19 protein-coding genes and 1 tRNA gene are annotated in these 23,701 nt (G+C 64.7%); 11 read left to right on the forward strand and 9 right to left on the reverse strand.

Going from position 1 to position 23,701, the window contains the following annotated elements:
- Positions 1 to 121: 121 nt before the first annotated feature.
- From ET21_RS0110145 to ET21_RS0110180, 8 genes are all read left to right on the forward strand, one after another.
- Entirely contained in the window at positions 122 to 2,593 is a 2,472-nt protein-coding gene (locus tag ET21_RS0110145; protein ID WP_030539592.1) for a TonB-dependent receptor, read from the forward strand.
- Between the two features lie 97 nt (positions 2,594 to 2,690).
- Positions 2,691 to 3,563, forward strand: a complete 873-nt coding sequence (gene panB / locus ET21_RS0110150) for a 3-methyl-2-oxobutanoate hydroxymethyltransferase (protein WP_030539593.1) — start codon at positions 2,691 to 2,693, stop codon at positions 3,561 to 3,563.
- Positions 3,564 to 3,635: 72 nt separating this feature from the next.
- Positions 3,636 to 4,334, forward strand: coding sequence for a tetratricopeptide repeat protein (locus ET21_RS0110155; RefSeq protein WP_030539594.1), 699 nt, complete (start codon positions 3,636 to 3,638; stop codon positions 4,332 to 4,334).
- A gap of 13 nt (positions 4,335 to 4,347) precedes the next feature.
- Positions 4,348 to 5,697 (forward strand): PQQ-binding-like beta-propeller repeat protein, encoded by a 1,350-nt coding sequence (locus tag ET21_RS0110160; RefSeq protein ID WP_051585389.1) that lies wholly within the window; start codon positions 4,348 to 4,350, stop codon positions 5,695 to 5,697.
- A 113-nt stretch (positions 5,698 to 5,810) separates the two neighbouring features.
- The gene (der, locus tag ET21_RS0110165; protein WP_030539596.1) at positions 5,811 to 7,181 is read left to right on the forward strand and encodes a ribosome biogenesis GTPase Der; all 1,371 of its coding nucleotides are present in this window, start codon (positions 5,811 to 5,813) and stop codon (positions 7,179 to 7,181) included.
- Positions 7,168 to 7,383 (forward strand): sulfurtransferase TusA family protein, encoded by a 216-nt coding sequence (locus ET21_RS0110170; protein WP_021237578.1) that lies wholly within the window; start codon positions 7,168 to 7,170, stop codon positions 7,381 to 7,383. The genes der and ET21_RS0110170 overlap by 14 nt, the downstream gene beginning before the upstream one ends.
- An 87-nt stretch (positions 7,384 to 7,470) precedes the next feature.
- Positions 7,471 to 7,911: an Hpt domain-containing protein gene (locus ET21_RS0110175; RefSeq protein WP_021237577.1), complete on the forward strand. Its 441-nt coding sequence runs from the start codon at positions 7,471 to 7,473 to the stop codon at positions 7,909 to 7,911.
- A 55-nt stretch (positions 7,912 to 7,966) separates the two neighbouring features.
- The gene (locus ET21_RS0110180) at positions 7,967 to 8,962 is read left to right on the forward strand and encodes an LLM class flavin-dependent oxidoreductase (RefSeq protein ID WP_030539597.1); all 996 of its coding nucleotides are present in this window, start codon (positions 7,967 to 7,969) and stop codon (positions 8,960 to 8,962) included.
- A gap of 14 nt (positions 8,963 to 8,976) precedes the next feature.
- On the opposite strand, the gene ET21_RS0110185 is transcribed toward ET21_RS0110180, so the two are convergent.
- On the reverse strand, positions 8,977 to 10,047 hold the full coding sequence (locus ET21_RS0110185; RefSeq protein WP_156029101.1) for an acyltransferase: 1,071 nt from the start codon (positions 10,045 to 10,047) through the stop codon (positions 8,977 to 8,979).
- Positions 10,048 to 10,275: 228 nt separating this feature from the next.
- Between ET21_RS0110185 and ET21_RS0110190 the strand changes: the two genes are divergently transcribed.
- Positions 10,276 to 11,931 (forward strand): ATP-binding protein, encoded by a 1,656-nt coding sequence (locus ET21_RS0110190; RefSeq protein WP_021237573.1) that lies wholly within the window; start codon positions 10,276 to 10,278, stop codon positions 11,929 to 11,931.
- A 16-nt stretch (positions 11,932 to 11,947) separates the two neighbouring features.
- Here the strand turns inward: ET21_RS0110190 and ET21_RS0110195 are convergent, their stop codons facing one another.
- The 6 genes from ET21_RS0110195 to ET21_RS0110220 form a co-directional block, all read right to left on the reverse strand.
- Positions 11,948 to 13,390, reverse strand: a complete 1,443-nt coding sequence (locus tag ET21_RS0110195) for an MATE family efflux transporter (protein ID WP_030539599.1) — start codon at positions 13,388 to 13,390, stop codon at positions 11,948 to 11,950.
- A gap of 42 nt (positions 13,391 to 13,432) precedes the next feature.
- Entirely contained in the window at positions 13,433 to 16,132 is a 2,700-nt protein-coding gene (locus ET21_RS0110200) for a valine--tRNA ligase (protein ID WP_021237571.1), read from the reverse strand.
- A 53-nt stretch (positions 16,133 to 16,185) separates the two neighbouring features.
- Positions 16,186 to 16,524 (reverse strand): hypothetical protein, encoded by a 339-nt coding sequence (locus ET21_RS0110205; protein ID WP_021237570.1) that lies wholly within the window; start codon positions 16,522 to 16,524, stop codon positions 16,186 to 16,188.
- 317 nt (positions 16,525 to 16,841) lie between these two features.
- Complete coding sequence (locus ET21_RS0110210) at positions 16,842 to 17,321, reverse strand: DUF2497 domain-containing protein (protein WP_030539600.1); 480 nt, start codon at positions 17,319 to 17,321, stop codon at positions 16,842 to 16,844.
- An 18-nt stretch (positions 17,322 to 17,339) separates the two neighbouring features.
- Positions 17,340 to 18,833 carry a TolC family outer membrane protein gene (locus tag ET21_RS0110215; protein WP_030539601.1) on the reverse strand — a complete coding sequence of 498 codons (1,494 nt, stop codon included), beginning with the start codon at positions 18,831 to 18,833 and terminating at the stop codon, positions 17,340 to 17,342.
- Between the two features lie 14 nt (positions 18,834 to 18,847).
- On the reverse strand, positions 18,848 to 19,480 hold the full coding sequence (locus ET21_RS0110220) for a protein-L-isoaspartate O-methyltransferase (RefSeq protein ID WP_030539602.1): 633 nt from the start codon (positions 19,478 to 19,480) through the stop codon (positions 18,848 to 18,850).
- A 189-nt stretch (positions 19,481 to 19,669) separates the two neighbouring features.
- Between ET21_RS0110220 and ET21_RS0110225 the strand changes: the two genes are divergently transcribed.
- Positions 19,670 to 19,743: transfer RNA gene (locus tag ET21_RS0110225), tRNA-Cys, on the forward strand.
- Positions 19,744 to 19,754: 11 nt separating this feature from the next.
- On the opposite strand, the gene ET21_RS0110230 is transcribed toward ET21_RS0110225, so the two are convergent.
- Both ET21_RS0110230 and ET21_RS0110235 read right to left on the reverse strand, forming a co-directional pair.
- The gene (locus ET21_RS0110230) at positions 19,755 to 22,286 is read right to left on the reverse strand and encodes an ABC transporter permease (protein ID WP_030539603.1); all 2,532 of its coding nucleotides are present in this window, start codon (positions 22,284 to 22,286) and stop codon (positions 19,755 to 19,757) included.
- Entirely contained in the window at positions 22,283 to 22,972 is a 690-nt protein-coding gene (locus tag ET21_RS0110235; protein WP_030539604.1) for an ABC transporter ATP-binding protein, read from the reverse strand. Before ET21_RS0110235 ends, ET21_RS0110230 begins: the two co-directional genes overlap by 4 nt.
- A 17-nt stretch (positions 22,973 to 22,989) precedes the next feature.
- Here ET21_RS0110235 and ET21_RS0110240 point away from each other — a divergent pair, with 17 nt between their 5' ends.
- Positions 22,990 to 23,694: an arylesterase gene (locus ET21_RS0110240; protein ID WP_030539605.1), complete on the forward strand. Its 705-nt coding sequence runs from the start codon at positions 22,990 to 22,992 to the stop codon at positions 23,692 to 23,694.
- Positions 23,695 to 23,701: the final 7 nt, after the last annotated feature.

The raw sequence follows: 23,701 nt of genomic DNA on the forward strand, positions 1-23,701 counted from the left end.
TGATTGGAAGGCGGCAGGGGTGGCCGCCGACTGCCCGATACCATTCCCAGACCATCGGTTTTGACCGGACCGCCGGAAAAGCCGCGATCAACATCAACCGGACATCCGGAAGGGGAATCTTATGATTGCGCGTTTCCTGTTGCTCGCCTCCGCGGCGAGCGCCTCCATCATCGCGTCCAGCGCTCAGGCCGAGGACGCGGTCCAGCCAGCCGCCGACGCAGCCCAACAATCCAGCCCGCGCGGAGACGTGATCATCGTCACCGCCCGCCGCCGTGCGGAAACCGCGCAGGAAGTGCCGCTGGCGATCTCCGTGATCCGCGGCGACAGCATCGAGGCCACCGGCAATTTCAACGTGGTGAAGCTCCAGCAGCTCGCGCCGACATTGCAGGTCTACACGACCAATCCGCGCAATACCTCCGTCAACATTCGCGGGCTTGGCGTGCCCTTTGGCCTGACCAGCGACGGTTTCGAACAGGGCGTCGGCATCTATGTCGATGATGTCTACAATTCGCGCGTCGCCGCCGCGACCTTCGACTTTCTGGACGTGAGCCAGGTCGAAGTGCTTCGTGGCCCGCAGGGCACGCTGTACGGCAAGAACACGACCGCTGGCGCGATCAACATCACGACCAACCAGCCGACCTTCGACTTTGAAGGCCGCGCCGAACTGTCCGTCGGCAACCTCAACTACCGGCAGGCCAAGGCCGCCATTTCTGGCCCGCTGTCCGACACCGTCGCCGCACGTCTTGCCGTTGCAGCGACCAGCCGCCGGGGTACGCTCTACAATGTAACCACGAACCGCTGGATCAACGAGCAGGACAATCTGGGCCTGCGGGGCCAGATATTGTTCCAGCCCAATGACGACCTGAGCATCACATTGTCAGGCGACTACAGCAAGCAGGACCCCGAATGCTGCGGCACCACCTTCGTCCGCGTGGGCCGGACGCAGCGTCCACTTACGCGTCAGTATGATGCGATCATTGCGGCTATCAATGCCGCCAATCCCGGCCGCAACTATGCGGTCCCCAGCCGAAACCCCTATGACCGCCTGACCGATCTCGATTCGAGCCTGAACGCGGGTAACAAGATCGGCGGCGTGTCCGCACGCGTGAAGTGGGATATTGGACCCGGCACGCTGACCTCGGTAACGGCGTGGCGCTTCTGGGACTGGAAGCCGGAAAATGACCGGGACTTCACTGGTCTGTCGGTCGTTTCCCGCTCGCAGAATCCGTCGCAGCAGGACCAGTACAGTCAAGAATTCCGCTACAACTATGACGGCGAGAAGATCGACTTCGTGGTCGGCCTGTTCGGCTTCAAACAGCGGATCGACACGCAGGGCACCGAGCAGCAGGGCCTTGACGCCACGCGCTTCAGCCTGGCGCCGTCCACCAATCAGAACAATCCCTACAACCGCCCTGAGGTGCTGGCTGGACTGACCGCCAGCAATACGCAATATCTCAAGAGCAGCAGCGCCGCGCTGTTCGGGCAGTTGAGCTGGCATGTGAACGACACGCTGACCATTCAGCCGGGCGCTCGCCTCAACTATGACAAGAAGTCGGGCTTTTATGAGCGCGTTGTCACCAATGGCCAGGGCCAGGTGATTTCCTGCACTCCTACGCCTCCGACCGGCTCCGATCTGGCGGCACAGTGTGGCGTGTATCAACCGCAGGTCAGCGCGCCATCTGACAGCGCCTGGAACTTCACTTACGACCTCAATATCAATTACAAGATCGCTCCGGATATCCTCGCCTATGCGACCTATGCCAAGAGCTTCAAGACGCTGGGCATCAACCAGAACGGGTTGCCGCTGAACGCCGATAATACGGTCAACACCGACGCAGGCACCGTGAAGCCGGAATCGGTCCATCATTATGAAATCGGGCTGAAAACCCAGTTTTGGGATCGACGCGCCACCTTCAACATCACCGCCTTCCGAACAGAGATCAAGAATTTCCAGGCGACGGTGAATGGCGGGCAGTTCGGTACGGTTCGCGGCTATCTTGCCAATGCGGAAAAGGTGCGGTCACAAGGCATAGAAGCAGACTTCAAGGTTGTCGCCAGCGATCGCTTCACCGCTTACGCCAACGGCGCCTACACCGACGCCAAATATGAAAAGTTCACCAACGCTCCGTGCCCGCCCGAACTGTCCGGCGGTCCGTCTCAGCCAGCTAATGCGGCCCCCGACTACTCGCAACCGGGCGTCCCGGGCGCGGCCAGCCCCCGTCAGTGCGACATCTCCGGCCAGGACCTGCCCGGCGTGTCCAAATGGGCTTTCTCCTACGGCGCGGAATATAATATTCCGGTCACGCTGCTGGCGAAGGAAGGTCAGGTCTATCTGGGCGTCGACGGCAATTACCGCTCGCACTGGAATTCGAACGCGTCGCCGTCGCGCTACACGGAAGTGAAGGGATATGCCCTCACCAACTTCCGCGCGGGCTTCCGTGGCGAAGGCTTCGATCTCTTCGGCTGGGTCCGCAATGCTTTCGACGTGAACTATATCGAAAATCTACAGGTTGCGCCCGGCAACACCGGTCTGATCGCCGGTCAGGTGGGCGATCCGCGGACATGGGGCGGAACGATCAAATTCTCGTTCTGATCCTTCTTTCGAGGTTCACCCCCTGCGGGAGCGGCACAGGCCCGCCGCTCCCGCATTTTTTTGCGCCGATCCGGCGAGTGGGGTAGAGCGCAAGGTCATGTCCACCACCTTCACGCTCGACACGTCAACCAGCCGCGCCAATCCCACGCCCGCGCCGATGAAGCGGCTGACCGTCCCCGCGATCCAGCGGCGCAAGGTCGAAGGCAAGACGGCCGAACCGCTGGTGATGTTGACGGCCTACACCGCCCGTCAGGCGCAATTGCTGGACCCGCATTGCGACATGCTGCTGGTCGGCGATTCGCTGGGCCAGGTGATTTACGGCCTGCCATCCACCCTGCCGGTGACGCTGGACATGATGATCGCCCATGGCGCTGCCGTGGTGCGCGGCAGCTATCACAGCGTCGTCCTGGTCGACATGCCCTTCGGCAGCTATGAAGCCTCCCCTGCCCAGGCCTTCGCCAGCGCCAGCCGCGTCATGGCCGAAACGGGCTGCGCCGCCGTCAAGCTGGAAGGCGGGCAGGCGATGGTGGAAACGATCAGCTTCCTCACCCGCCGGGGCATCCCCGTCATGGCGCATGTCGGCCTGACCCCGCAGGCGGTCAATGCGCTGGGCGGCTATGGCGCGCGCGGCAAGAGCCAGGAAGAGCACGCCCGCATCATGGACGACGCCAGGGCCGTGGCGAATGCCGGAGCCTTTGCCCTGGTGCTGGAGGGCGTGATGGAGGAGCTGGCGGTGGAGATCACCAACGGGGTCGACATCCCCGTCATCGGCATCGGCGCATCGGCCCATTGCGACGGGCAGGTGCTGGTGGCCGAAGACATGCTGGGCATGTTCGAACGCACGCCGCGCTTCGTCAAACGCTATGAAAACATAGCCGAAACCATCAGCGGCGCGGCGGAACGCTATGCCGCCGACGTGCGCAGCCGCAGCTTTCCGACCGAGGATCAGGTCTATCGCCCTAAAAAGTGATTTGCGTGTGGCCGCGCCCCCGCTATTGATCGCGCCTTCCGCCTGCCTTTTCTGACGTATCTGGAGACTGATGTGGCCCTGACGCCGCAAAATAGCGAAGTGTTCATGCGCGAAGTCGATGAGGCGGTGCGCCAGGACCAGTTGCTGTCATTCTGGCAGCGCTTCGGCCGGTGGATCGTCATCGCCGTCGTCGTGGGGCTGGCGGCGTTCGCCGGCTGGCTTTACTGGCAGCATCACAGCAAGACGCAGTCGCAGGCCGTGTCCGAAGAGATGGACAAGGTGATCACGGCGGCCGCAGGGGGCGGCACGCCGGATGCCAAGCAGCTTGAGGCGCTGACCAACGCCAGCCAGCCGGGCTTCCGCGCTTCGGCCTTGCTGGTGAAGGCTGGCGTTGCTTCCCAGAAGGGCGACACCAAGGCCGCGATCGCCGCCTATAAGGCGATGGCCGCCGACAGCAAGCTGGACAAGCCCTATCGCGACCTCGCCCTCATCAGGCAGACGGCGCTGGAATTTGAAGCGCTCAAGCCGCAGCAGGTCGTCGACCGGCTGAAACCCCTCGCGGTCGAAGGCGCGCCCTGGTTCGGCAGCGCGGGCGAGATGGTCGCCATAGCCTATATGAAGATGCGTAAGCCCGACCTTGCCGGGCCGATGTTCGCTGCCATGGCCAAGGATGACAGCGTGCCGCAGTCGATCCGTTCACGCGCGCGACAGATGGCGGGCTTATTGGGGGTGGACGCGGTCGAAATACCGGCCGTTCCGGGACAGGAATAACGGAAAAAAGCGCATGGGGATGCACAGCATGACGAAATTCGCGGGCACGCGCCGCGCCGTGACGGTGGCCGCAATGGTTGCGCTGCTGGCAGGCTGCGGCATCATCGGCGGCAAGAAGGGCGGACCCAAGACGCCGGTGGTCGGCAACCGCGTGTCGATCCTGACCAATGAGCAGGGGATCGAGGTCGATCCGGCGCTGGCCGACGTGCCGGTCACGCTGCCCGAAGCGGTGGCCAACCCCGACTGGACGCAACCGGCGGGCAACAGTTCCAAGGCGATGGGCCATCTGGCGCTGAGCGCGTCTCCGCGGACTGCCTGGACCGCCTCGATCGAAGGCAGCACGCCGCGCGCGCGCCTGGCCTCCGCCCCGGTCGTCGCCAATGGCAAGCTTTATGTGATCGACGCGGGCGCGCATGTCATCGCCTTCGACGCCAACAGCGGGGCCAAGCTGTGGCAGACCGCCCTGCCCGCCGAAGGCAGCGGACGCGCGCTGTTCGGCGGCGGCGTCAGCGTGGTGGATGACAAGGTCTATGCCAGCACGGGCGTGGGCGATGTCGCCGCGCTCAACGCCGCCAATGGCTCAATCCTGTGGAAAAAGCGCCCCGGCGGCCCGCTACGCGGCGCGCCGACCCTCGCCAACGGCCATGTCTATGTGATGGGGCAGGACAACCAGATCTTCGCCCTGAACCAGAGCGATGGCGAGGTGCAGTGGACGGACAGCGGCACGCTGCAAGTCACCGGCGTTTTTGGCGTCGCGGCGCCCGCTGCTGCGCAAGGCACGGTGATCGCTGGCTATAGCTCGGGTGAACTGACCGCCTATCGCTACGAAAATGGCCGCACCTTGTGGGGCGACGCCCTGTCGCGGACCAGCATCTCCACCGCCGTGGCGACGCTGACCGACATCGACGCCGATCCGGTGATCGATCGCGGGCGCGTGTTCGCCATCGGCCAGGGCGGCCGCATGGCGTCCTATGAACTGGTCAGCGGCCAGCGCCTGTGGGAAATCAATATTGCGGGCATCTCCACCCCCTGGGTGGTGGGCGAATGGGTGTTCGTCGTGACCAGCGACGCAAAGCTGCTCTGCGTCGCCCGCGCCACCGGCAAGATCCGCTGGATCAGCCAGCTTCGCCGCTGGGAAAAGGAAAAGAAGAAGACCAACGCGATCCGCTGGACCGGACCTGTGCTCGCTGGCGGCCGCCTGATCCTGGTATCCACGCATGGCGACCTCAACTATGTCGATCCGGCGACGGGAACGGTGCAGGCCGCTGTCGACATGGACCGTTCCATGTCGCTGTCGCCCGTGGTCGCCAACAACATGCTGTACATCCTGGCGGATGACGGGAAACTGACGGCGTTTCGCTGACTCCGCTGATAATGTTAGATAATGTGCTCCTGCGCAGGCTGGGGCCCGGTCCAAGCGACGGAACTGGGCTCCAGCCTGCGCAGGAGCACTCATATTTTAAGGAATAGGGCTTTATGCTGCCCACAGTTGCCATTGTCGGGCGGCCCAATGTGGGCAAGTCCACCCTCTTCAACCGCCTCGTCGGCAAGAAGCTGGCGCTGGTCGATGATCAGCCCGGCGTGACGCGCGACCGGCGGGAGGGGCAGGCGAACCTGCTGGGCGTCGATTTCACCATCATCGACACGGCGGGCTATGAGGATGAAGATCCGCAGACCCTGCCCGGCCGCATGCGGTTGCAGACGCAGGCGGCGGTCGAAAGCGCCGATGTCGCGCTGTTTCTGATCGACGCCCGCGCGGGCATCACCCCGCTGGACGAGGAAATCGCCCGCTGGCTGCGCGAAGGCGACGCCCCGGTGGTGCTGGTCGCCAACAAGGCGGAGGGCAAAACGGGCGCGGATGGCGTGATGGAAGCGTTCAGCCTGGGCCTTGGCGAACCAGTGCCGCTGTCGGCCGAGCATGGCCAGGGCCTGGCCGACCTGTTCCAGGCGCTGCTGCCCTATATCGACCGTGAGGAAGAGGAAGAGGAGGAAGCCCAACCGAGCGAAGCCGACCTGGAAGCCGCGCCGCTCAAGCTGGCGATCGTCGGCCGTCCGAATGCGGGCAAATCGACACTCATCAACCGGCTGCTGGGCGAAAACCGGCTGCTGACCGGGCCGGAGGCGGGCATCACTCGCGACAGCATCGCCGTTGACTGGACATGGACCAGCCGGGAGGGCGAGGAACGCCCGGTCCGCCTGATCGACACGGCGGGCATGCGCAAGCGCGCCAAGGTGCAGGACAAGCTGGAAAAGCTGGCGGTTTCAGATGGCCTCAACGCCGTCAACTTCGCCGAAGTCGTCGTGCTGCTGCTCGACGCGACGCGCGGGCTGGAAGCGCAGGACCTGCGCATCGCGGACAAGGTGCTGGAGGAAGGGCGCGCCCTTGTCATCGGCCTCAATAAATGGGACACGGTGGAAAATGGCTCAGCGCTCTATCAAGGCATCAAGCAGGCGCTGTCCGATGGCCTCGCCCAGGTGCGCGGCGTGCCGATCATGACCGTATCAGGCGCCACCGGCAAAGGGCTGGACGACCTGATCCGCGTCGCCTTCGAAACGCGCACGGCATGGTCGCAGCGCGTGTCCACCGGCATCCTCAACCGCTGGTTCGAGCGCGCGCTGGAAGCGAACCCTCCCCCGGCGCCGGGCGGCAAGCGCATCAAGCTGCGCTACATCACCCAGAACAAGACCCGGCCGCCGACATTTGTCCTGTTCGGCACCCGGCTGGAGGACCTGCCCGAAAGCTATCGCCGCTATCTGGTGAACGGCATCCGCAAGGAATTGGGCTTCGGCGCGGTGCCCGTGCGGCTGACGCTGCGAAGCGCGAAGAACCCCTATGCCAGCAAGTGACGCGCTTCATATCGACGCGCGCGGCATGAAATGCCCCTGGCCTGCCCTGCGCGCCGCGCGCGCCATGCGATCGGCGAGCGCCGTGACGATCGAAGCCGACGATCCGGTCGCGCCGGGCGAACTGGAAGCGCTCGCCGTGCAGCAAGGCTGGGCGTTCACGGCGAATGGCGGCCATCATTTCAGGCTGGAACGGCAGGGTTGAAGGAAAAATCGCGCTGGAACCGTAACAGCTTAACCGGCTGTTTACGCGCGCAACTTATCCTGAGCAGAAATTCAGGGAGTGTCGCGGGTGGCCTATCAAGAGGCGGAACTGGTAAACTGGAACGAGTTTGCTAAAACACGGGCGGAGCTGGGCAGCGCCTTCCTCCGCATCCTCGGCTATTTTCGGGAAGATGGCGCAAAGGCGATCAGCGCGATCGAACAGGCCATTCGCGAACGCAATGCCGTGGCGCTGGTGACGCCCGCCCATACGTTGAAGGGCGAATCGGCTCAGTTCGGCGCCCATCGCCTGAGCAGCATGGCTGAACGCATCGAAATGGTCGCCCGCCGCTGCGTGGAATCGCGGGAAGGCCCGGACGAACTGATCGAGATCGTCGTGGCGCTGCGTCCCTGCTTCACTGAAACCATGGCGTTGCTGGATCGCGATTCCAATCCGCTGGTGGCGCGGCGTCAGCCCGCCTTCGGCCGCCGCACCGATGCGGGGCCGCAGGGCTTCGGACGCTCCGTCTGACGCAGACTCACATTTCGTATTGAAACGAAACGGATCATGCCCCCATATGCGGGCGATGATCCGTTTTTCCGTTCTGGACCTTGCCCCCGTCACCGAAGGCAGCGACGCAGGCACCGCGCTTCGTCAGTCCGCCGTCTTCGCCGCCCACGCCGAAGCGCTGGGCTTCCACCGTTATTGGGTGGCCGAACATCATGGCATGCCCGGCATCGCATCGGCGGCGACCTCCGTCGTGCTGGCCCATATCGGCGCGGCGACGTCCCGCATCCGCATCGGCGCTGGCGGCATCATGCTGCCCAACCATGCGCCGCTGCTGATCGCGGAGCAGTTCGGCACGTTGAGCGCCCTGTTTCCCGGCCGCATCGACCTTGGCCTCGGCCGCGCGCCCGGTTCCGACCAGCGCGTCGCGCAAGCGATCCGGCGCGGCTTGTCCGGCGGACCCGATGAATTCCCGCGCGACGTCATGGAATTGCAGGCCTATTTTGCAGGCGACCCGCGCCTTGGATTTCAGGCGACGCCAGGCGCGGGCGAACAGGTGCCGATCTGGATATTGGGATCAAGCCTCTACGGCGCGCAGCTTGCCGCCGCGCTTGGCCTGCCCTACGCCTTTGCCTCCCACTTCGCGCCCGCGGCTCTGGACGAGGCGATCGCCATTTATCGCCGTGATTTCCGCCCCTCGGCGCAGCTAGACCGCCCTTATGTAATGGCAGGCTACAATGTCTGCGCCGCCGATGATCTTGACGAAGCCCAATTGCTGGCGACATCGATGCAGCAAATGTTCGTGCAGTTGCGCACCGGGCAACCGGGCAAGCTGCCGCCCCCGGTTCCTGGCTATCTCGACAGCCTTCCCCCGGTCGTTCAGGCCCAGATGGCGGCGGCACGGAGCGCCACCAGCATCGGCACTCAAGCGGAGGTGGAGCGCGATCTGGCCGCCTTCATTGAACGCACCGGCGTCGATGAATTGATCATCGGCGGGCAGATCTACGATTTCGAGGCGCGCAAGCGGAGCCTGGACATCACCATGGCTGCCATCCAGCGCCTTACCGGCGAGTAGGCGCGCCAGCCCGTTCAGGCCGTCGCGCGCAACCGCCCGCCGCTCAACAGGCCCGCAAGGCCCGGCCAGGCCCGGTTCAGCAGCGAGCCAAGCAGCAGCACCGCGATCAGCACCAGCAGCGGCTGAACGATCAGATAGGCAGGATAGAGCGGGGACCCCAGCTTGCCGAACAACGCGCCCAGCACCGGCCCGCCCAGCCAGATGAGGATGAGGTGCGAGCAGAAGAGGAAGAAGGCGAAAGGCTCGATCCGCAACAGCATCGCCCGCGCGGGGCTCGCCGCCAGCGCCCATGACAACCGCCAGAAACAGGTGGCGGCCGCCACCCGCACGGCCAGGTCGAGCATGCCGACGCCGAGGCCCGCGCCCGACGCCGCCTTTAGCGAGAAGTAAAGCTGTACGGTCATCAGCAGGAGGAAGGGCACCGCCGCCCTGGGCCAGGAAAGCGCCGCCACCCGGTCCGCCAGGCCGCCCCGCCGCGCCATCATGCCGATGGTGAAGAAGAACAGGATCGCCGGGCGCATCAGCACCGGCGGCCCCCATTCCATTAGTTGTGCAAAGCCGGCTGCGCCTGCGACCCCCAACAGCGCTCCGCCCGGCAATCGGACGAGCAGCGGCGCAGCGACCATGCAGAGAAACAGGTCCCGCAGGAAGGGCATCTGCACATTGATGTCCGGGTTGCGGCTGACGATGAACAGCTCCTGCACCAGCCAGTCCAGCGACACAGGCACGGGCGCTGGCAGATGCAACAGCAAGGCCGCGCCCGACACGAACAAAATCGCCAGCGCATTCCACATGACCATGGGCAGCAATATCGTTCGCGCCTTGCGCGCGATGTGGCGCGGCCAGTCGAGCGTCTGCGCCGATCCGCCCACCAGCCAGCCGGAAATGATGCCCAGCAGGGGCACGGCGCTGCGGCCGAAGATTTCCATCAGCAGCCAGCGCAGATTTTCCTGCGGCGTTCCCCGCGCGATTTCCAGGTCATGGCCGTTCAGTCCCGTCCATGCATGAACATAGACGACGCCCAATATGCAGATGACGCGGGCAATGGAAATCGCATCGGACCGGCGGGACGCACTGGCATTCATCAATTCGCGCAAGCAGCTATCCTGTGTAAATGCCCCATTGCTGGCGGCTCTTTCCCATGAATGGATATGGTCCCGCACTTGGCAGCGCCATATCGGGCGGCGGTTTGACGCGCCGGGCGGAGCCCTGATCACGCCGGATGGCGCTCATAAGCATATTCTTTACCACTGGCGCGATAAAAAGGGTGACGGCTGCCTGAAGCTGGTTCCGGCGGCGCAACGGGAGCGCTTATGAGTCTCATGCCTGCGGCAGCCGAATTCGCCGACGCCCTACCCCAGGCCGCGGCGCTGCCCGGCTCGATCGGCGAGGTGTTTCAAATCGCCGGTTCCAGTTCGAAGGTGCTGATCGACGCGGCCTGCGTGCAGACGCTGGCGCGGGATGGCGATCCCTGCATAGCGATGGCGGGACAGGTGGGCAGCCAGGTGAAGATGCGCGTGGGCGCGGCCTGGCTGATCGCCAGCGTCCGGTCCATGGCGCTGGACCGGCAGAATAGCGGCCTGATCATCGCCGACATCGACTTTCTGGGCGAAGGGGATGAGGAACAAGTCACGGGCCGCATCTGCCGCTTTCGCCGGGGCGTCACCCATTATCCTCCGCCCGGAACCGAAATCCATCCGCTGTCCAGCGAAGACATGCGCCAAATCTACGCCGCCGATGACCGGCCGCATGTGCAGATCGGCACCGTCTTCCCCACCGCCGACACACGCGCCGCGCTCTATGTCGATGCGATGCTGGGCAAGCATTTCGCGCTGCTTGGCTCGACCGGCACCGGCAAGTCGACCAGCGCCGCCCTGATCCTGCACCGCATCTGCGACCTGTCGCCCGAAGGCCATATCGTCATGATCGACCCGCATGGCGAATATGGCGCGGCCTTCGCCCAGAATGGCGCGGTGTTCGACGTGGGCAACCTGAACCTGCCCTATTGGCTCATGAATTTCGAGGAGCATTGCGAGGTTTTCGTGACCTCCTCCGGCTCCGACCGCACCGTCGATTGCGACATCCTCGCCAAATGTCTGCTTGCCGCGCGGCAGAAGAACCGGCTCGCGGAAAGCATCGGCCGTCTGACGGTGGATTCGCCCGTCCCCTATATGCTGTCCGACCTCACCAACATCCTTCAGAATGAAATGGGGAAGCTGGACAAGGGCACCGGCGCCCTGCCCTATATGCGGCTCAAGACCAAGATCGACGAGATCAAGACCGATCCGCGCTACAGCTTTATGTTCTCCGGCATGCTGGTCGCCGACACCATGCAGGAGTTCATTGCCAAGATTTTCCGCCTGCCCTCCAACGGCAAGCCTATCTCCATCATCGATGTGTCGGCCATGCCGTCGGACATCACATCGGTCGTCGTTTCGGTTCTGTCGCGGCTGGTGTTCGACTATGCCATCTGGGCGCGGGACGAAGCGCAGCGCCCGCTTCTGCTGGTATGCGAGGAAGCGCATCGCTACATCCCCGCCTCCACCACCGGTAATGGCCAGGCGGTTCGCCGCATCCTGGAAAGGATCGCAAAGGAAGGCCGCAAATATGGCGTTTCGCTGGGCCTCATCACCCAGCGGCCGTCCGACCTGGCCGAAGGCGTGCTGTCGCAATGCGGCACCATCATTTCCATGCGCCTCAACAATGATCGCGACCAGGCATTCGTGAAGGCTGCCATGCCCGAAGGCTCGCGCGGCTTCCTCGATACCATTCCGGCGCTGCGCAACCGGGAAGCGATCATCTGCGGCGAAGGCGTTGCCGTGCCGATCCGCGTGGCGCTCGACAATCTGGAAGAAGCGCGGCGTCCCGCGTCGGGCGACCCCAGCTTCACGCAGCAATGGCGCGAAACGGGCGGCGAAGCGGATATTCTGGACCGCACCATCACGCGCTGGCGCAGCCAGGGCCGCTGAGCTTTCAGGTGGCGGATCAGCCCACCGGCGCGATCCGCCCCGTGGCTTCCGCTTCGGAATTGACGTTTTCCACGCACTCTTCCTCGCTGGGCGGCACCATCAGCTTCGCGCTGCGCCAATCGCCGCGATAATAGGAATATCCGGCGAGCAGCAGGGCCGTCAGCGACCCGGCGGGATAGCTCCACCACAGCGCATCCGCGCCCATATACGGGTAGGCGACGGCATAAAAGCCCAGCCGCGCCCCGAACAGCGCTACGATCATGATGATCAGCGGCCGCACCACCACGCCATTGGCGCGCATGATGCCGAAATAGATCATTGCCCCGCCGAACAGGATGAAGCTCCAACTCGCGATCACCTGCATGCGCCAGGCAAGCGGGATGGCCGCGCTCTTGTCGCCCAGGAAAAGCGCCAGCAGCGGATGGTGGAACCACAGCATCAGCGCCACCATCAGGCCGGTGAAACCGACCAGATAGACAAGGCCATAAGCCGTGATCTTGCTTATCCGGTCCCAGCGTCCTGCCCCCAGATTCTGCGCCGCCATGGCGCTGACCGCCCCGCCGATCGCCATGGACGGCATCTGGAGATAGGACCAGAGCTGCTGCGCCGCGCCATAGGCCGCCGTCGCCAGCAGCCCTTCGCGATTGACGAGCCCGATCATCACCAGCCCCGATGCCGAAGCGACGATCATCTGCAATCCCATGGGCAGTCCCTTGACCACCAATATGCGTAGCTGCACCATGGCGGGGCGCAGATAACTCCACTCCGCCCCCCTCAGCCGCAGCGGCAGATCGCGGCTATAGGTGTAGGCGACCAGCGCGGCGAAGCTGATGAAACCCGCAAAGGCCGTGGCCGCCGCGGAGCCCGCTATGCCCCAGGCTGGCGCTGGACCCAGACCCAGGATGAGTACCGGGTTGAGGATCAGGTCCAGCCCGACATTGAGCAGCATGAAGTAAAAGGGCGTGCGCGCATCCCCCGTGCCGCGCACGCCCATCGTCATCATGACGCTCAGCAGCGTCGCGGGCATGGAAATGAAGATGACGCGCAGATAGGCCAGCGCCAGGTCGAAGGCTTCGGCCGGCGTCGCGAGCAGGCGCAGCAAAGCGGGCGCGCCGATCCATCCGGCGGTGGCGACCAGCAGCGCGAAGAGGAAGCAGAAGCCCACCGCCGATCCGAAGGCGCGGCGCGCGGCATCGATGTCCCTGGCTCCCGTCGCCTGCGCGATCAGCACGGTCGACGCCATGCCGAAGCCGAAAACGATGGAGAACATCAGGAACATGATCAGGTTGGCGTTGGCCGTCGCCGCCACCGCCTGCTCCCCCAGGAAGCGGCCGACCCAGATGGTGTTGATCGACCCGTTGAGCGACTGGAGGATGTTTGACCCAAGCGTGGGCAGGCCGAAAAGCAGCAGCGTCGATCCGATCGGCCCCTGCGTCAAATCCCTCTGGCCGGCCGCCACGCTTTTCTCCCCTTCGCTGTTCTGCCGCCCGACCGTAGCGGATCAGGCGAGCCGGTCCAGCGCCGCCTTCAACTTTTCCGCCTCCGCCGTCTTTTCCGCATGGTCCTCGCGCGCCTTGGCGACGGCTTCGGGCTTGGCCTTCTCCACGAAAGCGGGGTTCGACAAGCGGCCGCCCAGCGCATCCCGCTCCTTTTCAGCAGCAGCCAGCGCCTTGGCGAGCCGCGCCTTTTCAGCCGCGATATCGATCACCCCTTCCAGCGGAAGGATGAAGGTCGCTTCATCGACGACGATCTGCGCCGCGCCGCCAGTGACCTCCTCACCGAAGGACAGGCTTTCGACCCGCCCAAGCCGCGCGAGCGCAGCGCCTTGCCGGTCTATCCGGCGGCGTGTTTCGTCCGACGCGTCGCTGACCACGACCCGCAGCTTCGCGCCGGGGGGCACGTTGAGTTCGGTCCGCGCGGTGCGCATGGCGCTGATCAGGCGGATCAGCCAATCGATCTCCGCCTGCGCCTCGCTATCCACGGCATAGAGAGCCTGAGGCCAGCGCGCGACGATCAGGTCGCAGTCCCGCTCGCCCATGGCATGCCATAACTCTTCGGTAATGAACGGCATGAAAGGGTGCAGCATGACCAGAATCTGGTCGAACGCCCATCCCGCGACAGCGCGGGTTTCCTCGTCCATCTGCCCCTTGCTGAGTTCGATATACCAGTCGCAAAACTGGTCCCAGACGAAATGATAAATGGCGTTGGCCGCCGCATCGAAGCGCAATTCGGCCATGGCGGTGTCGATCGCCTGCACCGTCGCAACGGTCTCTGCGACGATCCAGCGGTTGACCGGCGCCTGCGCATGCGGCGCTTCGTGGGTGGCCGATCCGGCGACGCCGTTGGCTTGCAGGAAACGGGCCGCGTTCCACAGCTTGGTCGCGAAGTTGCGATAGCCCTCGACCCGCTTCTCATCCATCTTCACGTCGCGGCCCTGGCTTTCCATCGCCGCCATGAAGAAACGCAGCGCGTCGGCGCCGAACCTGTCGATCAGCCCCAGCGGATCGACGACATTGCCCTTGGACTTGGACATTTTCTGCCCGTCCGCCGCGCGCACGAGACCGTGGAGGTAGAGCTTGCGCCACGGCACATCGCCCATGAACTCCAGCCCCTGCATCGCCATGCGCGCATCCCAGAAGAACAGGATGTCAAAGCCGGAGATCAGCAGGTCATTGGGATAATGGCGCTTGAGCGTGTCGCTCTCTTCCGGCCAGCCCAGCGTGCCGAAGGGCCACAGAGCGGAGGAGAACCAGGTGTCGAGCACATCGGGATCGCGCGTCAGCTTCTTGTTACCGGCGAGTGCCTGCGCCTCTTCCTCGCTTTCCGCGACATAAGGATTGCCATCCTCGTCATACCAGGCCGGGATCCGATGCCCCCACCAAAGCTGGCGCGACACGCACCAGGGCTGGATATTTTCCATCCAGTTGAAGAAGGTCTTTTCCCACGTCCTGGGCACGATCTCGATCCGCCCGTCGCGCACCGCCTGCATCGGCGCGACCGCCAGCTTCTCCGCATCGACATACCATTGATCGGTCAGCCAGGGTTCGATCACCACACCCGAACGGTCGCCAAAGGGCGTCTGGATGGTGCGCGGCTCCGCGTCGGACAGGATTTCCTCGCCATCCTTGTTCTTCGACACATGCGGCACCAGCAGGCCGAGCGCCTTCATCTCCGCCACGACCAGTTCGCGCGCGCCGTCCACGCCGTCGCGCCGGAAGCGGTGCAGGCCCAGGAACCGTTCAGGGATCAGCCCGTCCGCCGTCTGGATCACATTGGCGTCGGCATCGAACATATTGAGCATTTCCGCCGGACGGAAGCCCGCCCGCTTGCCCACTTCGAAATCGTTGAAGTCATGCCCCGGCGTGATCTTGACCGCGCCCGATCCCAGTTCGGGGTCGGCATGTTCGTCGCCTATCACCTTGAAGCGGCGGCCGGTGATCGGCTGGAGGATGTCCTTGCCGATGACGTCCTTGTAGCGCGGGTCTTCGGGATGCACCGCGACCGCCATGTCCGCCAGCATGGTTTCGGGCCGCGTGGTCGCGACCACGATATGGTCCGCTCCATCGGCGAGGCGAACGCCATCGGCCAGGGGATAGCGGAAATGCCAGAAGCCGCCCTTCACTTCCTGCGTTTCGACCTCAAGATCGGAGATGGCTGAGCGGAAACGCGGGTCCCAGTTCACCAGCCGCTTGTCGCGATAAAGCAGGCCCCGCCGGTGCAGTTCGACGAACACCTTGATGACGGCGCGCGAAAAGCCCTCATCCATGGTGAAGCGCTCATTGGCCCAGTCCATCGAGCAGCCCAGGCGCCGCAGCTGCCGCGTGATCGCGCCGCCGCTTTCCGCCTTCCACTCCCACACCTTCTCGATGAACTGCTCACGCGTATAGTTGGTGCGCTTGTCCTGTCGCGCCTCCATCTGCCGCTCGACCACCATCTGCGTCGCGATGCCCGCATGGTCCGTGCCGACCACCCACAAGGCATCCTTGCCGCGTAGCCGCTCGTACCGGATAACGATATCCTGCAACGTATTGTCGAGCGCATGGCCGATGTGCAGGCTGCCCGTGACGTTCGGCGGCGGGTTCACGATGGTGAAGGGTTCCGCGTCCGGCCGTTCCGGGCGAAACAGCCCATTCTGCTCCCAATGGGCATACCAGCGGGATTCGATTTCAGCGGGGTCGAAGGTCTTGGGCAGTTCGGTCATGGGAGGCGCTTTAGCGGCAAGGGCGGGAAGATCAAATAGCGCCGTTCCCGGTCCTACCGCGATTGTATTTCGTGCGTGATCCGCTCGATATAGCGCGCCGCTACGGGCTTGCCGTCCGGCCCCGCATAGACGCGCCCCTTAAGCCCCACCGGATAACGCATGCACGGGTCGACAGGCACCTCAAACTCTCCAGATTTGACGCTGCTGCATTTTTCCACCACTCCCTCGCTACTGATGTCGACCGTGATGATCAGCGTCTGGGGTTCGGGAAACGGGACCACCGAACCCGCTGGCAGGCGCCATGTGATACGCCCGGAATAGATGGATTCGATCTTCCGGCCCTTCCCGTCCCGCGCGGGATAGAAGGAGGCCCTTTCCTTGACAGGGCGCAAGTCGTCGCATCCAGCGCAGGGGAGCCGCTGCTCTGCACGATGCGGCAATCCTTGACGCCCCATCTTCCTGAACCAGCAGATTGAAGGCAGCCGTCCCACTCGACCCCTTCGCGCTTTCGGATGTGGGATAATCCTTGTCGCTGAACCAGCTGCCTGGGCTGGCCCGGGGCGTCGGCCCCACAGGTTCACGCGCGAAAGCAGGACAAGCCGCCAGGATCAGCAGCCCGCCACCAGCCAAAATCGATTTCATGGAACACCCCTTCCGCCCGACGATGATGGCATCGCCTGCGAAAAAGATGTTACGATGTCAGGTAATATCAGCGCGCCGTGATGCGGGCGATTTCCTTGGCGACCATGTCCTCGACCAGCGCAGGCAGGCGCGCGTCGAGCCATTCCTTGAGCATCGGTTTCAACATCGACCGGACCAGCCCGTCCAGCGTATTGTCTTCCCCATCCCTGGGCGTGACGAGCATGGACGACAGAGCGGAAAGCGAATGGCGCGCGGCGACTTCGCTTTCGACCGACAGGATGGACTCATCCTTCTGCGGCGGCGGCGCGGCGGCGGACACGGCATCGGCGGGCGGAGCTTTATGGGCGGGCATCGGCTCCTCCACATGGACCTCGTCGGTCAGTTCCAGCACTTCTTCGGGCACGGGCTGCTCGGCTGGAGCCTGCTTCGCCTCGGCCCGACCGCGGCGGGACATGGATTGCGCGGCTTCCTCACCCTCTTCAGCGATGATGCGCTTGATGGACGAGAGGATGTCCTCCATCGAGGGTTCCTTGCTCATGTCACCCACGAATTGTCCCCAATCGTCCTAAGGTTGCTGCGCCAATCCAGCAGGCACATTGGCATTTTGTGCCGGTGTGTCAACGGTTCGCGTCGCCTGAGGTTGCGGCGCGGGATCGAAATCCCAATCGAACCATTTGCCATCGACCCGCTTGTAATTGACGATCGGGTCATAAAGCGCGCCCGTGTCGAAGCTCAGATCATCCGCTTCGGCATGGCCCATCGCCGCCAGCAGGCTGAACCCCGCGACATAGGCGTTCCGGCGCGCGGACACGAGTTCCACCTTGGCGTTCAACGCCTCCTGCTCCGCGTTCAGAATGTCCAGGATGGTGCGGCTACCCACCGAGTTTTCCGCCCGCACCCCTTCCAGCGACAGGTTAGCGGCCTCAACCGCTTTCTGGCTGGACTGGATCGTCTGGAGCGACGCCTGCCAGCTCGCATAGGCGGACCGGGTTTGCGCGATCACGCTGCGTTCGGCCTCGATTTCCCGTTCGATCGCTTGCGCTTCCAGCGCCTGGCTCTGACGCACTTGCGCCGCCGGGCGTCCGCCTTGATACAGGGGAATTGTCAGCCTCGCTCCCGCCACGACTTGGGTATTGACCTGAGAGGGGTCGGGCGGGACCACGCCATTCTGGTCAGGCGCATCATGAAGCGTGCCCAGAAAATGGGTATAGCTGCCCTGTGCAAAGCCGGACAGCGTCGGAAGCACGCCCGCTTTCGCGACGCGCACATCATAGCGCGCGGCTTCGCGCAGTTTCTTTGCTGACAGTATATCGGGATTATCGGTCAACGCCACTTGCACCGCCGTCTGTGGCGATGCGGGAAGACCCGGCAGCGGCGGCGGCGGTTGCAGATCATCCGGCGGCGTTCCGACCAGCGCTATGTAATTTTCCCGGCTGGCGATCAGGTTCGCTTCCGCCGATTGAAGATCAGACCGGGCCAGCGCCAACCGCGATTCCGACTGCGCCACATCGGTTCGGGTAAGGTCACCCACCTCGAACCGGTCGTTGGTGGCTTGAAGGTTCACCTCCAGCACGTTCACATTCGCCATGTTGAGCGACACGATCGCGCTGTCGCGAATGACATCCATGTAGGCGGCGACAACCTGTGAGAAGATCGATGCCTCCGTGCCGCGCAGGTCTGCTCGCCCCCCTTCCGCCCGCACTTTCGCGGCCTTGACCCCATTCCGCACTGCTCCGCCCTGATAAATGGGCACATTGACGTTCGCGGTTCCATTAACCTGCCGGTCTGGAGCCAGAAAGGCGCGAGTCGGCTTTACCACCTGTTCCTGATATTGTGCATCGACATCAATATTCGGGCGTCCATCCGCCTTGCGGATCGGCACATTCTCATCATTGGCGCGCTGCTGCGCCCGCGCGCCCGTCAATGTGGGGTTGGAGCGGTAGGCCTTTGCTAGCGCGCCCTGGAGCGTTTCCGCGCCGGCAACGGCCGGCATGGCGGAGGACACGAGCAGCAGAAGCGTCGCGGCGGAGCGCCGTAAAAAGACCTGCCTTGCCGTCATGATCCCCCGACCTGTTAAAAAACGAAACCTTTCGGCGCAGCGAAACCTGGCAAGACCACCATTTCCACGTCCGTGAGGCTGGCCAGCCCCAATGTCCCTCCGACGACGCGGCCGCTGCACAGGCGCGTGACGCCGCGCTCCACGATGCCCGTCACGACCCGCGCGCCATCGGCAAGCTGCTCAACGAGCGCGGCAGGCACTTCCTCCACCGCGCCATCGATAAACAGAAGATCATAAGGCGCACCCTCCGGCGCGCCATCCCTGAGCGGTCCACGCACCAGCGTGCCGTCAAATCCGGCAGGCTCCGGCCCGTCGGCCTCTTCCACCGCGGTCACCTGCGCGCCAAGCGCTTTCAGCAGCGCCGCGCTGTAGCCCGTCGCCGCGCCGATCAGCAGCACGCGATCGCCCGGCTCCACCTGCGCTTCCTTGAGCAGACGGCCCGTCGCCAGCGGCGGGTTGAGCGCCCGGCCGCCCGGCAGCGGAATGGCGCGATCGACATAAGCCATGAAGCGCCGTTCAGCGGGAACGAATTCCTCACGCGGCACCCGCGCCATCACCGCGATCACCCGCTGGTCATCGACATCGCTGGTGCGAAGCTGGCTTTCGACCATGGCGGCCCGCATCGATGAAAAATTCTGCTCGGTCACGATATTTCCTCGATTGCACAACTGTATTGCGAAAGCAATACAGCGCTGACATTACCGGACCTCTAAATCAGCATGCAGGCAACGCCAAGCAGCTTTCCGCGCCGCGGAGCGAGAATCTTGGGATCGCTGGCAAGAGCCATGCTTGACTTTGCAGCGAAAGCCGCACATTTGCGGCGTCCCACTTGGCGAGGCCCGATGGCGGAGTGGTGACGCAGCGGACTGCAAATCCGTATACGCCGGTTCGATTCCGGCTCGGGCCTCCAAAAATCCCCAGTTAAAGCGACCGCAGCGCGCATGCGGGGCGGACGGACATGAGCGGGATCGATCCCAGCAGGCCGATGGCCAGGGTCAGCACCCCGCCCGCCGTCAGCGTGCCCGCCACCAGCACCCAGTCCGGCGACCAGGTGAATTCGAATATCCGCACGATCACGAACCACGCCGCTCCCAGTCCCAGCGCCAGAGCCACGAAGGCCAGGATCGCCGCCAGCAGCGCATATTCGATCGCCTGGCTGCCCAATATCTGCCAGCGCGTCGCGCCCAGCGTCTTCAGGATCACGCTGTCATAGGCGCGGGTCTGCCGTGATGCGGCGATCGCGCCGATCAGCACGGCTATGCCCGCCAGGATCGCGACCGATCCCGCCAGGATGATCGCCGTCGCCATCTGGCCCAGCAGCAGCGTGACCTGCCCTACCACTTCCCCCACCTCGATGATCGAAATGGACGGAAAGGCGGAGAGCAAGGCGCGGGTCAGCCTTGCTTCCGAAGGCTTGGATGCCCCGGCGGTGATCGTCGCCGCCAGGCTGTGGGGCGCGCCGCGCAGGCTGTTGGGGGAGAAGACCATGATATAGTTGAAGCCCATCGTCTCCCAATTCACCTGCCGCAGCGATGCGATGCGCGCTTCAATCTCGCGCCCCAGGACTGAGACCAGCAGTCGGTCGCCGACGCCGACGCCCATGACTTTCGCCGCCTCCCGGTCGAGCGACACGAGCGGCGGCCCGCTATAGCCGCGCGGCCACCATTGCCCCTCCACCAGGTCTGACCCTTCAGGCAAGCTGTCGCTGTAGGTGACGCCCCGCTCGCCGCGCAGGAACCACGCATCCTTGGGCAATTCTTCCAGGTCCGCGACCCGCGTCGCGCCATAGGCGATGATGGTGCCGCGCAGCGTGGGCACGATGTTGACCTCCGCGCCCGGCGCATGACGCGCGACCAGATTCTGGAATGAGGGTCTCTGATCGACAGGGATGTCGAGCACGAACTGGTCCGGCGCCGTGCGGGGAACGGTGTTGCGGATTTCGGCGCTGAGGCTCGACTGGATGGCCGCGAGCGTGACGAAGAGGGTGAGGCCCAGCCCCAGCGCGACCACCAGCGCGCTCGTCTGCGCGCCGGGGCGATGCAGGTTGGCGATGGCCAGGCGCAGAAGCGGCGTCCGGGGCCTGCGCATCCGCCGCGCGATCCTTCTGACGATCAGGCCGATGCCCAGCAATATCGCCAGCGCCGCGCCGATAGCGCCCAGCACCGATGCGGCGAACAGCGGCTCGCGCGCGGTGCCAAGGGCGAGCATGACCGCCGCCAGCGCCGCGACCCCGACGGCGATCGTGCTCGCCCTGTCCATCCCGCGCCGCCGGTCGACCGTTTCCCGGAACAGCGCCGCGGCAGGCAGCATCCGCGCACGCGCCAGCGGCGGCATGATGAAGATGAAGGCGACCAGCAGCCCATAGGCAGCGCTGACAAGGAAAGGCCAGGGAGACAAGGCAAAGGAAGGCTGTACGGGAAGCAGGCCGCCAACCGCCATCAGCAGCAGCGCAGGAAGACCCGCCCCCACCAGCAGGCCGCAGCCTGTCGCCAGCAGCGCAATCACGCCGATCTGCATCAGGTAGATGCGCGTGATGTCGCTCGACGACGCCCCCAATATCTTGAGCGTCGCGATGCCGTCGCGCTTCATCGCAAGATAGGAAGTAACGCCGTTGCCCACGCCGATCCCGGCAATAGCAAGGGCGCTGAGCCCGATGAGCGAGAGGAACTGGCCCATCCGCTCGAAAAAGCGGCTAGTCCCCGGCGCCGCGCGATCGCGGTCCTTGATCTCCAGCCCGGCCGCCGGAAAAGCGCGCTTCAATGCCTCGCCCGTGGCGCGGGCGTCCGTGCCGGGCGACAGCCGGATGCGATATTTGCTTTCATAAAGACTTCCGGGCTGGAGCAGGCCCGTGCGCCGCAGCCCTTCCAGCGACGTGATCGCCACCGGCCCCAGGGTAAAGCCTTCGCCCACGCGGTCGGGCTCATCCACGATGATGTCCCGGATGCGGAAATCAGCGCTGCCGTAGCGCAGATACTGGCCCGGCCGGACGGCGAGCCGGTCGGCCAGCGCCTGTCCGATGACCAGTTCACCGGCCTTGAGCGCCCCGGCCGGACCCGCACGCAACATCAATGTGCCGTAGAGGGGATAAGAGCGATCGACGCCCTTCAATTCCGTCAGCACCGCCGCCGGGCCGCCGCCGCTGCCCTGGCCCGGCCGCTGCGCCATGGCGCGCAGGCGGATGGTTTCGCTAAGGTGCCCCGCGCGGCGAAAGGCCTGCTTTTCCGCCGCGCTTGCTTCACGCTGCGACACGGCCACTTCAACGTCGCCGCCCAGCAGCAACTGCCCCTTGCTGGCGATCTCGCCCGTGATCGCTGCGGTCAGATTGCCGATCGTCGCCAATGTCGCGACGCCCAGGAAAAGGCAGATGAACAGCAGGCGCAATCCTCGCAGCCCGCGATGCAGGTCACGCCGGGCGATCCGCCAGCAACCCCGCCAGCCAAGCCCCCGGCTCATGACCGGCCTTGGGTCAGGATCAGGCCGTCGCGCATCTCGACAATGCGGTCGCACCGCTCCGCCAGCGTGGGATCATGGGTGATGATGACCAGAGTTGCGCCGTTGGCGGCCTGCCGCGCGAACAGCAGGTCGATGATCGCGCCGCTCGTTCCCCCGTCCAGATTGCCGGTCGGCTCGTCGGCGAATAATATCTCAGGGCCGGGCGCGACGGCGCGGGCGATGGCGACCCGCTGCTGCTCGCCGCCGGACAGCTGCGCCGGATAATGATGCAGCCTGTGGCCAAGGCCGACAGCCTCCAGTTCCGCCGCCGCCCGGTCGAACGCATCACCCTTGCCCGCAAGCTCCAGCGGCACGGCGACATTCTCGATCGCCGTCATGGTCGGCAGCAGGTGAAAGCTTTGCAGGACGATGCCTATCCGCCCCCGCCGGGCCCGCGCGAGCCCGTCCTCGTCCAGCGGGCCAAAATCTACCCCCGCGACCCGCACCTCTCCCCCCGTCGCGCGCTCCAGCCCCGACAGGATCGCCATCAGCGACGACTTGCCCGACCCGGATCGTCCCAGGATGGCAACGCTCTCTCCGCGCAGGATCGAAAGGTCGATGCCCTTCAATATTCCGGTCCCGCCCAGCGACAGGGTGACATTGCGCGCCTGGATGGCGATATGGGTGGGATCGGACGAACCGTGCATGAATGAAGGAAATCCTGATGGCGCGACGTTGGCCAACATATGTGGCCGCTGCACTGATTGTGCAATTGCTCACCGCCTGCTCTGGCGATCCGGCGTCGAACCACAATGCCGCAAGCACCGCCACGCATCAGGAAAACAGCACCACCCCCGCCAGCGAGCGAAAGCTGATCCTGGCTTTCGGCGACAGCCTGTATGCGGGCTATGGCGTCGCCCAGAATGAAAGCTTCCCGCACGAACTGGAAAGGGCCCTGAAGGCACGTGGCGATGCGGTCGAGGTGCGCAACGCCGGGGTTTCGGGGGAAACGACGCAGGGCGGCTTGAAGCGATTGACCTTTACCCTGGACGGATTGCCCCGCAAGCCCGATCTGGTGCTGCTGGGGCTGGGCGGCAACGACATGCTGCGCGGCCTGGACCCGGCGCAGAGCGAGAAGAACCTGCGCGCGATGCTGGATATATTGAAGGCGCGCGATGTGCCGGTGATGCTGACGGGCATGCTCGCGGCGCCGAACATGGGCGCGAACTATGCCGGGCGGTTCAACGCGATCTATCCCGCGCTCGCCAGGGATTATGGCATCCCGCTCTATCCCTTCTTCCTTGACGGCGTGATCGGCAATCCCCGCTTCATGCAGCCGGACTCGATCCATCCCAATCCCGCGGGCGTGGACGTCATCACCGGCAAGATCGCGCCTCTGGTCAGCCGCAGCCTGGATGCGGCGCCGTAGGAACGCG

The organism is Sphingobium sp. DC-2 (assembly GCF_000722555.1).
Taxonomy (GTDB): Bacteria; Pseudomonadota; Alphaproteobacteria; order Sphingomonadales; family Sphingomonadaceae; genus Sphingobium; species Sphingobium quisquiliarum.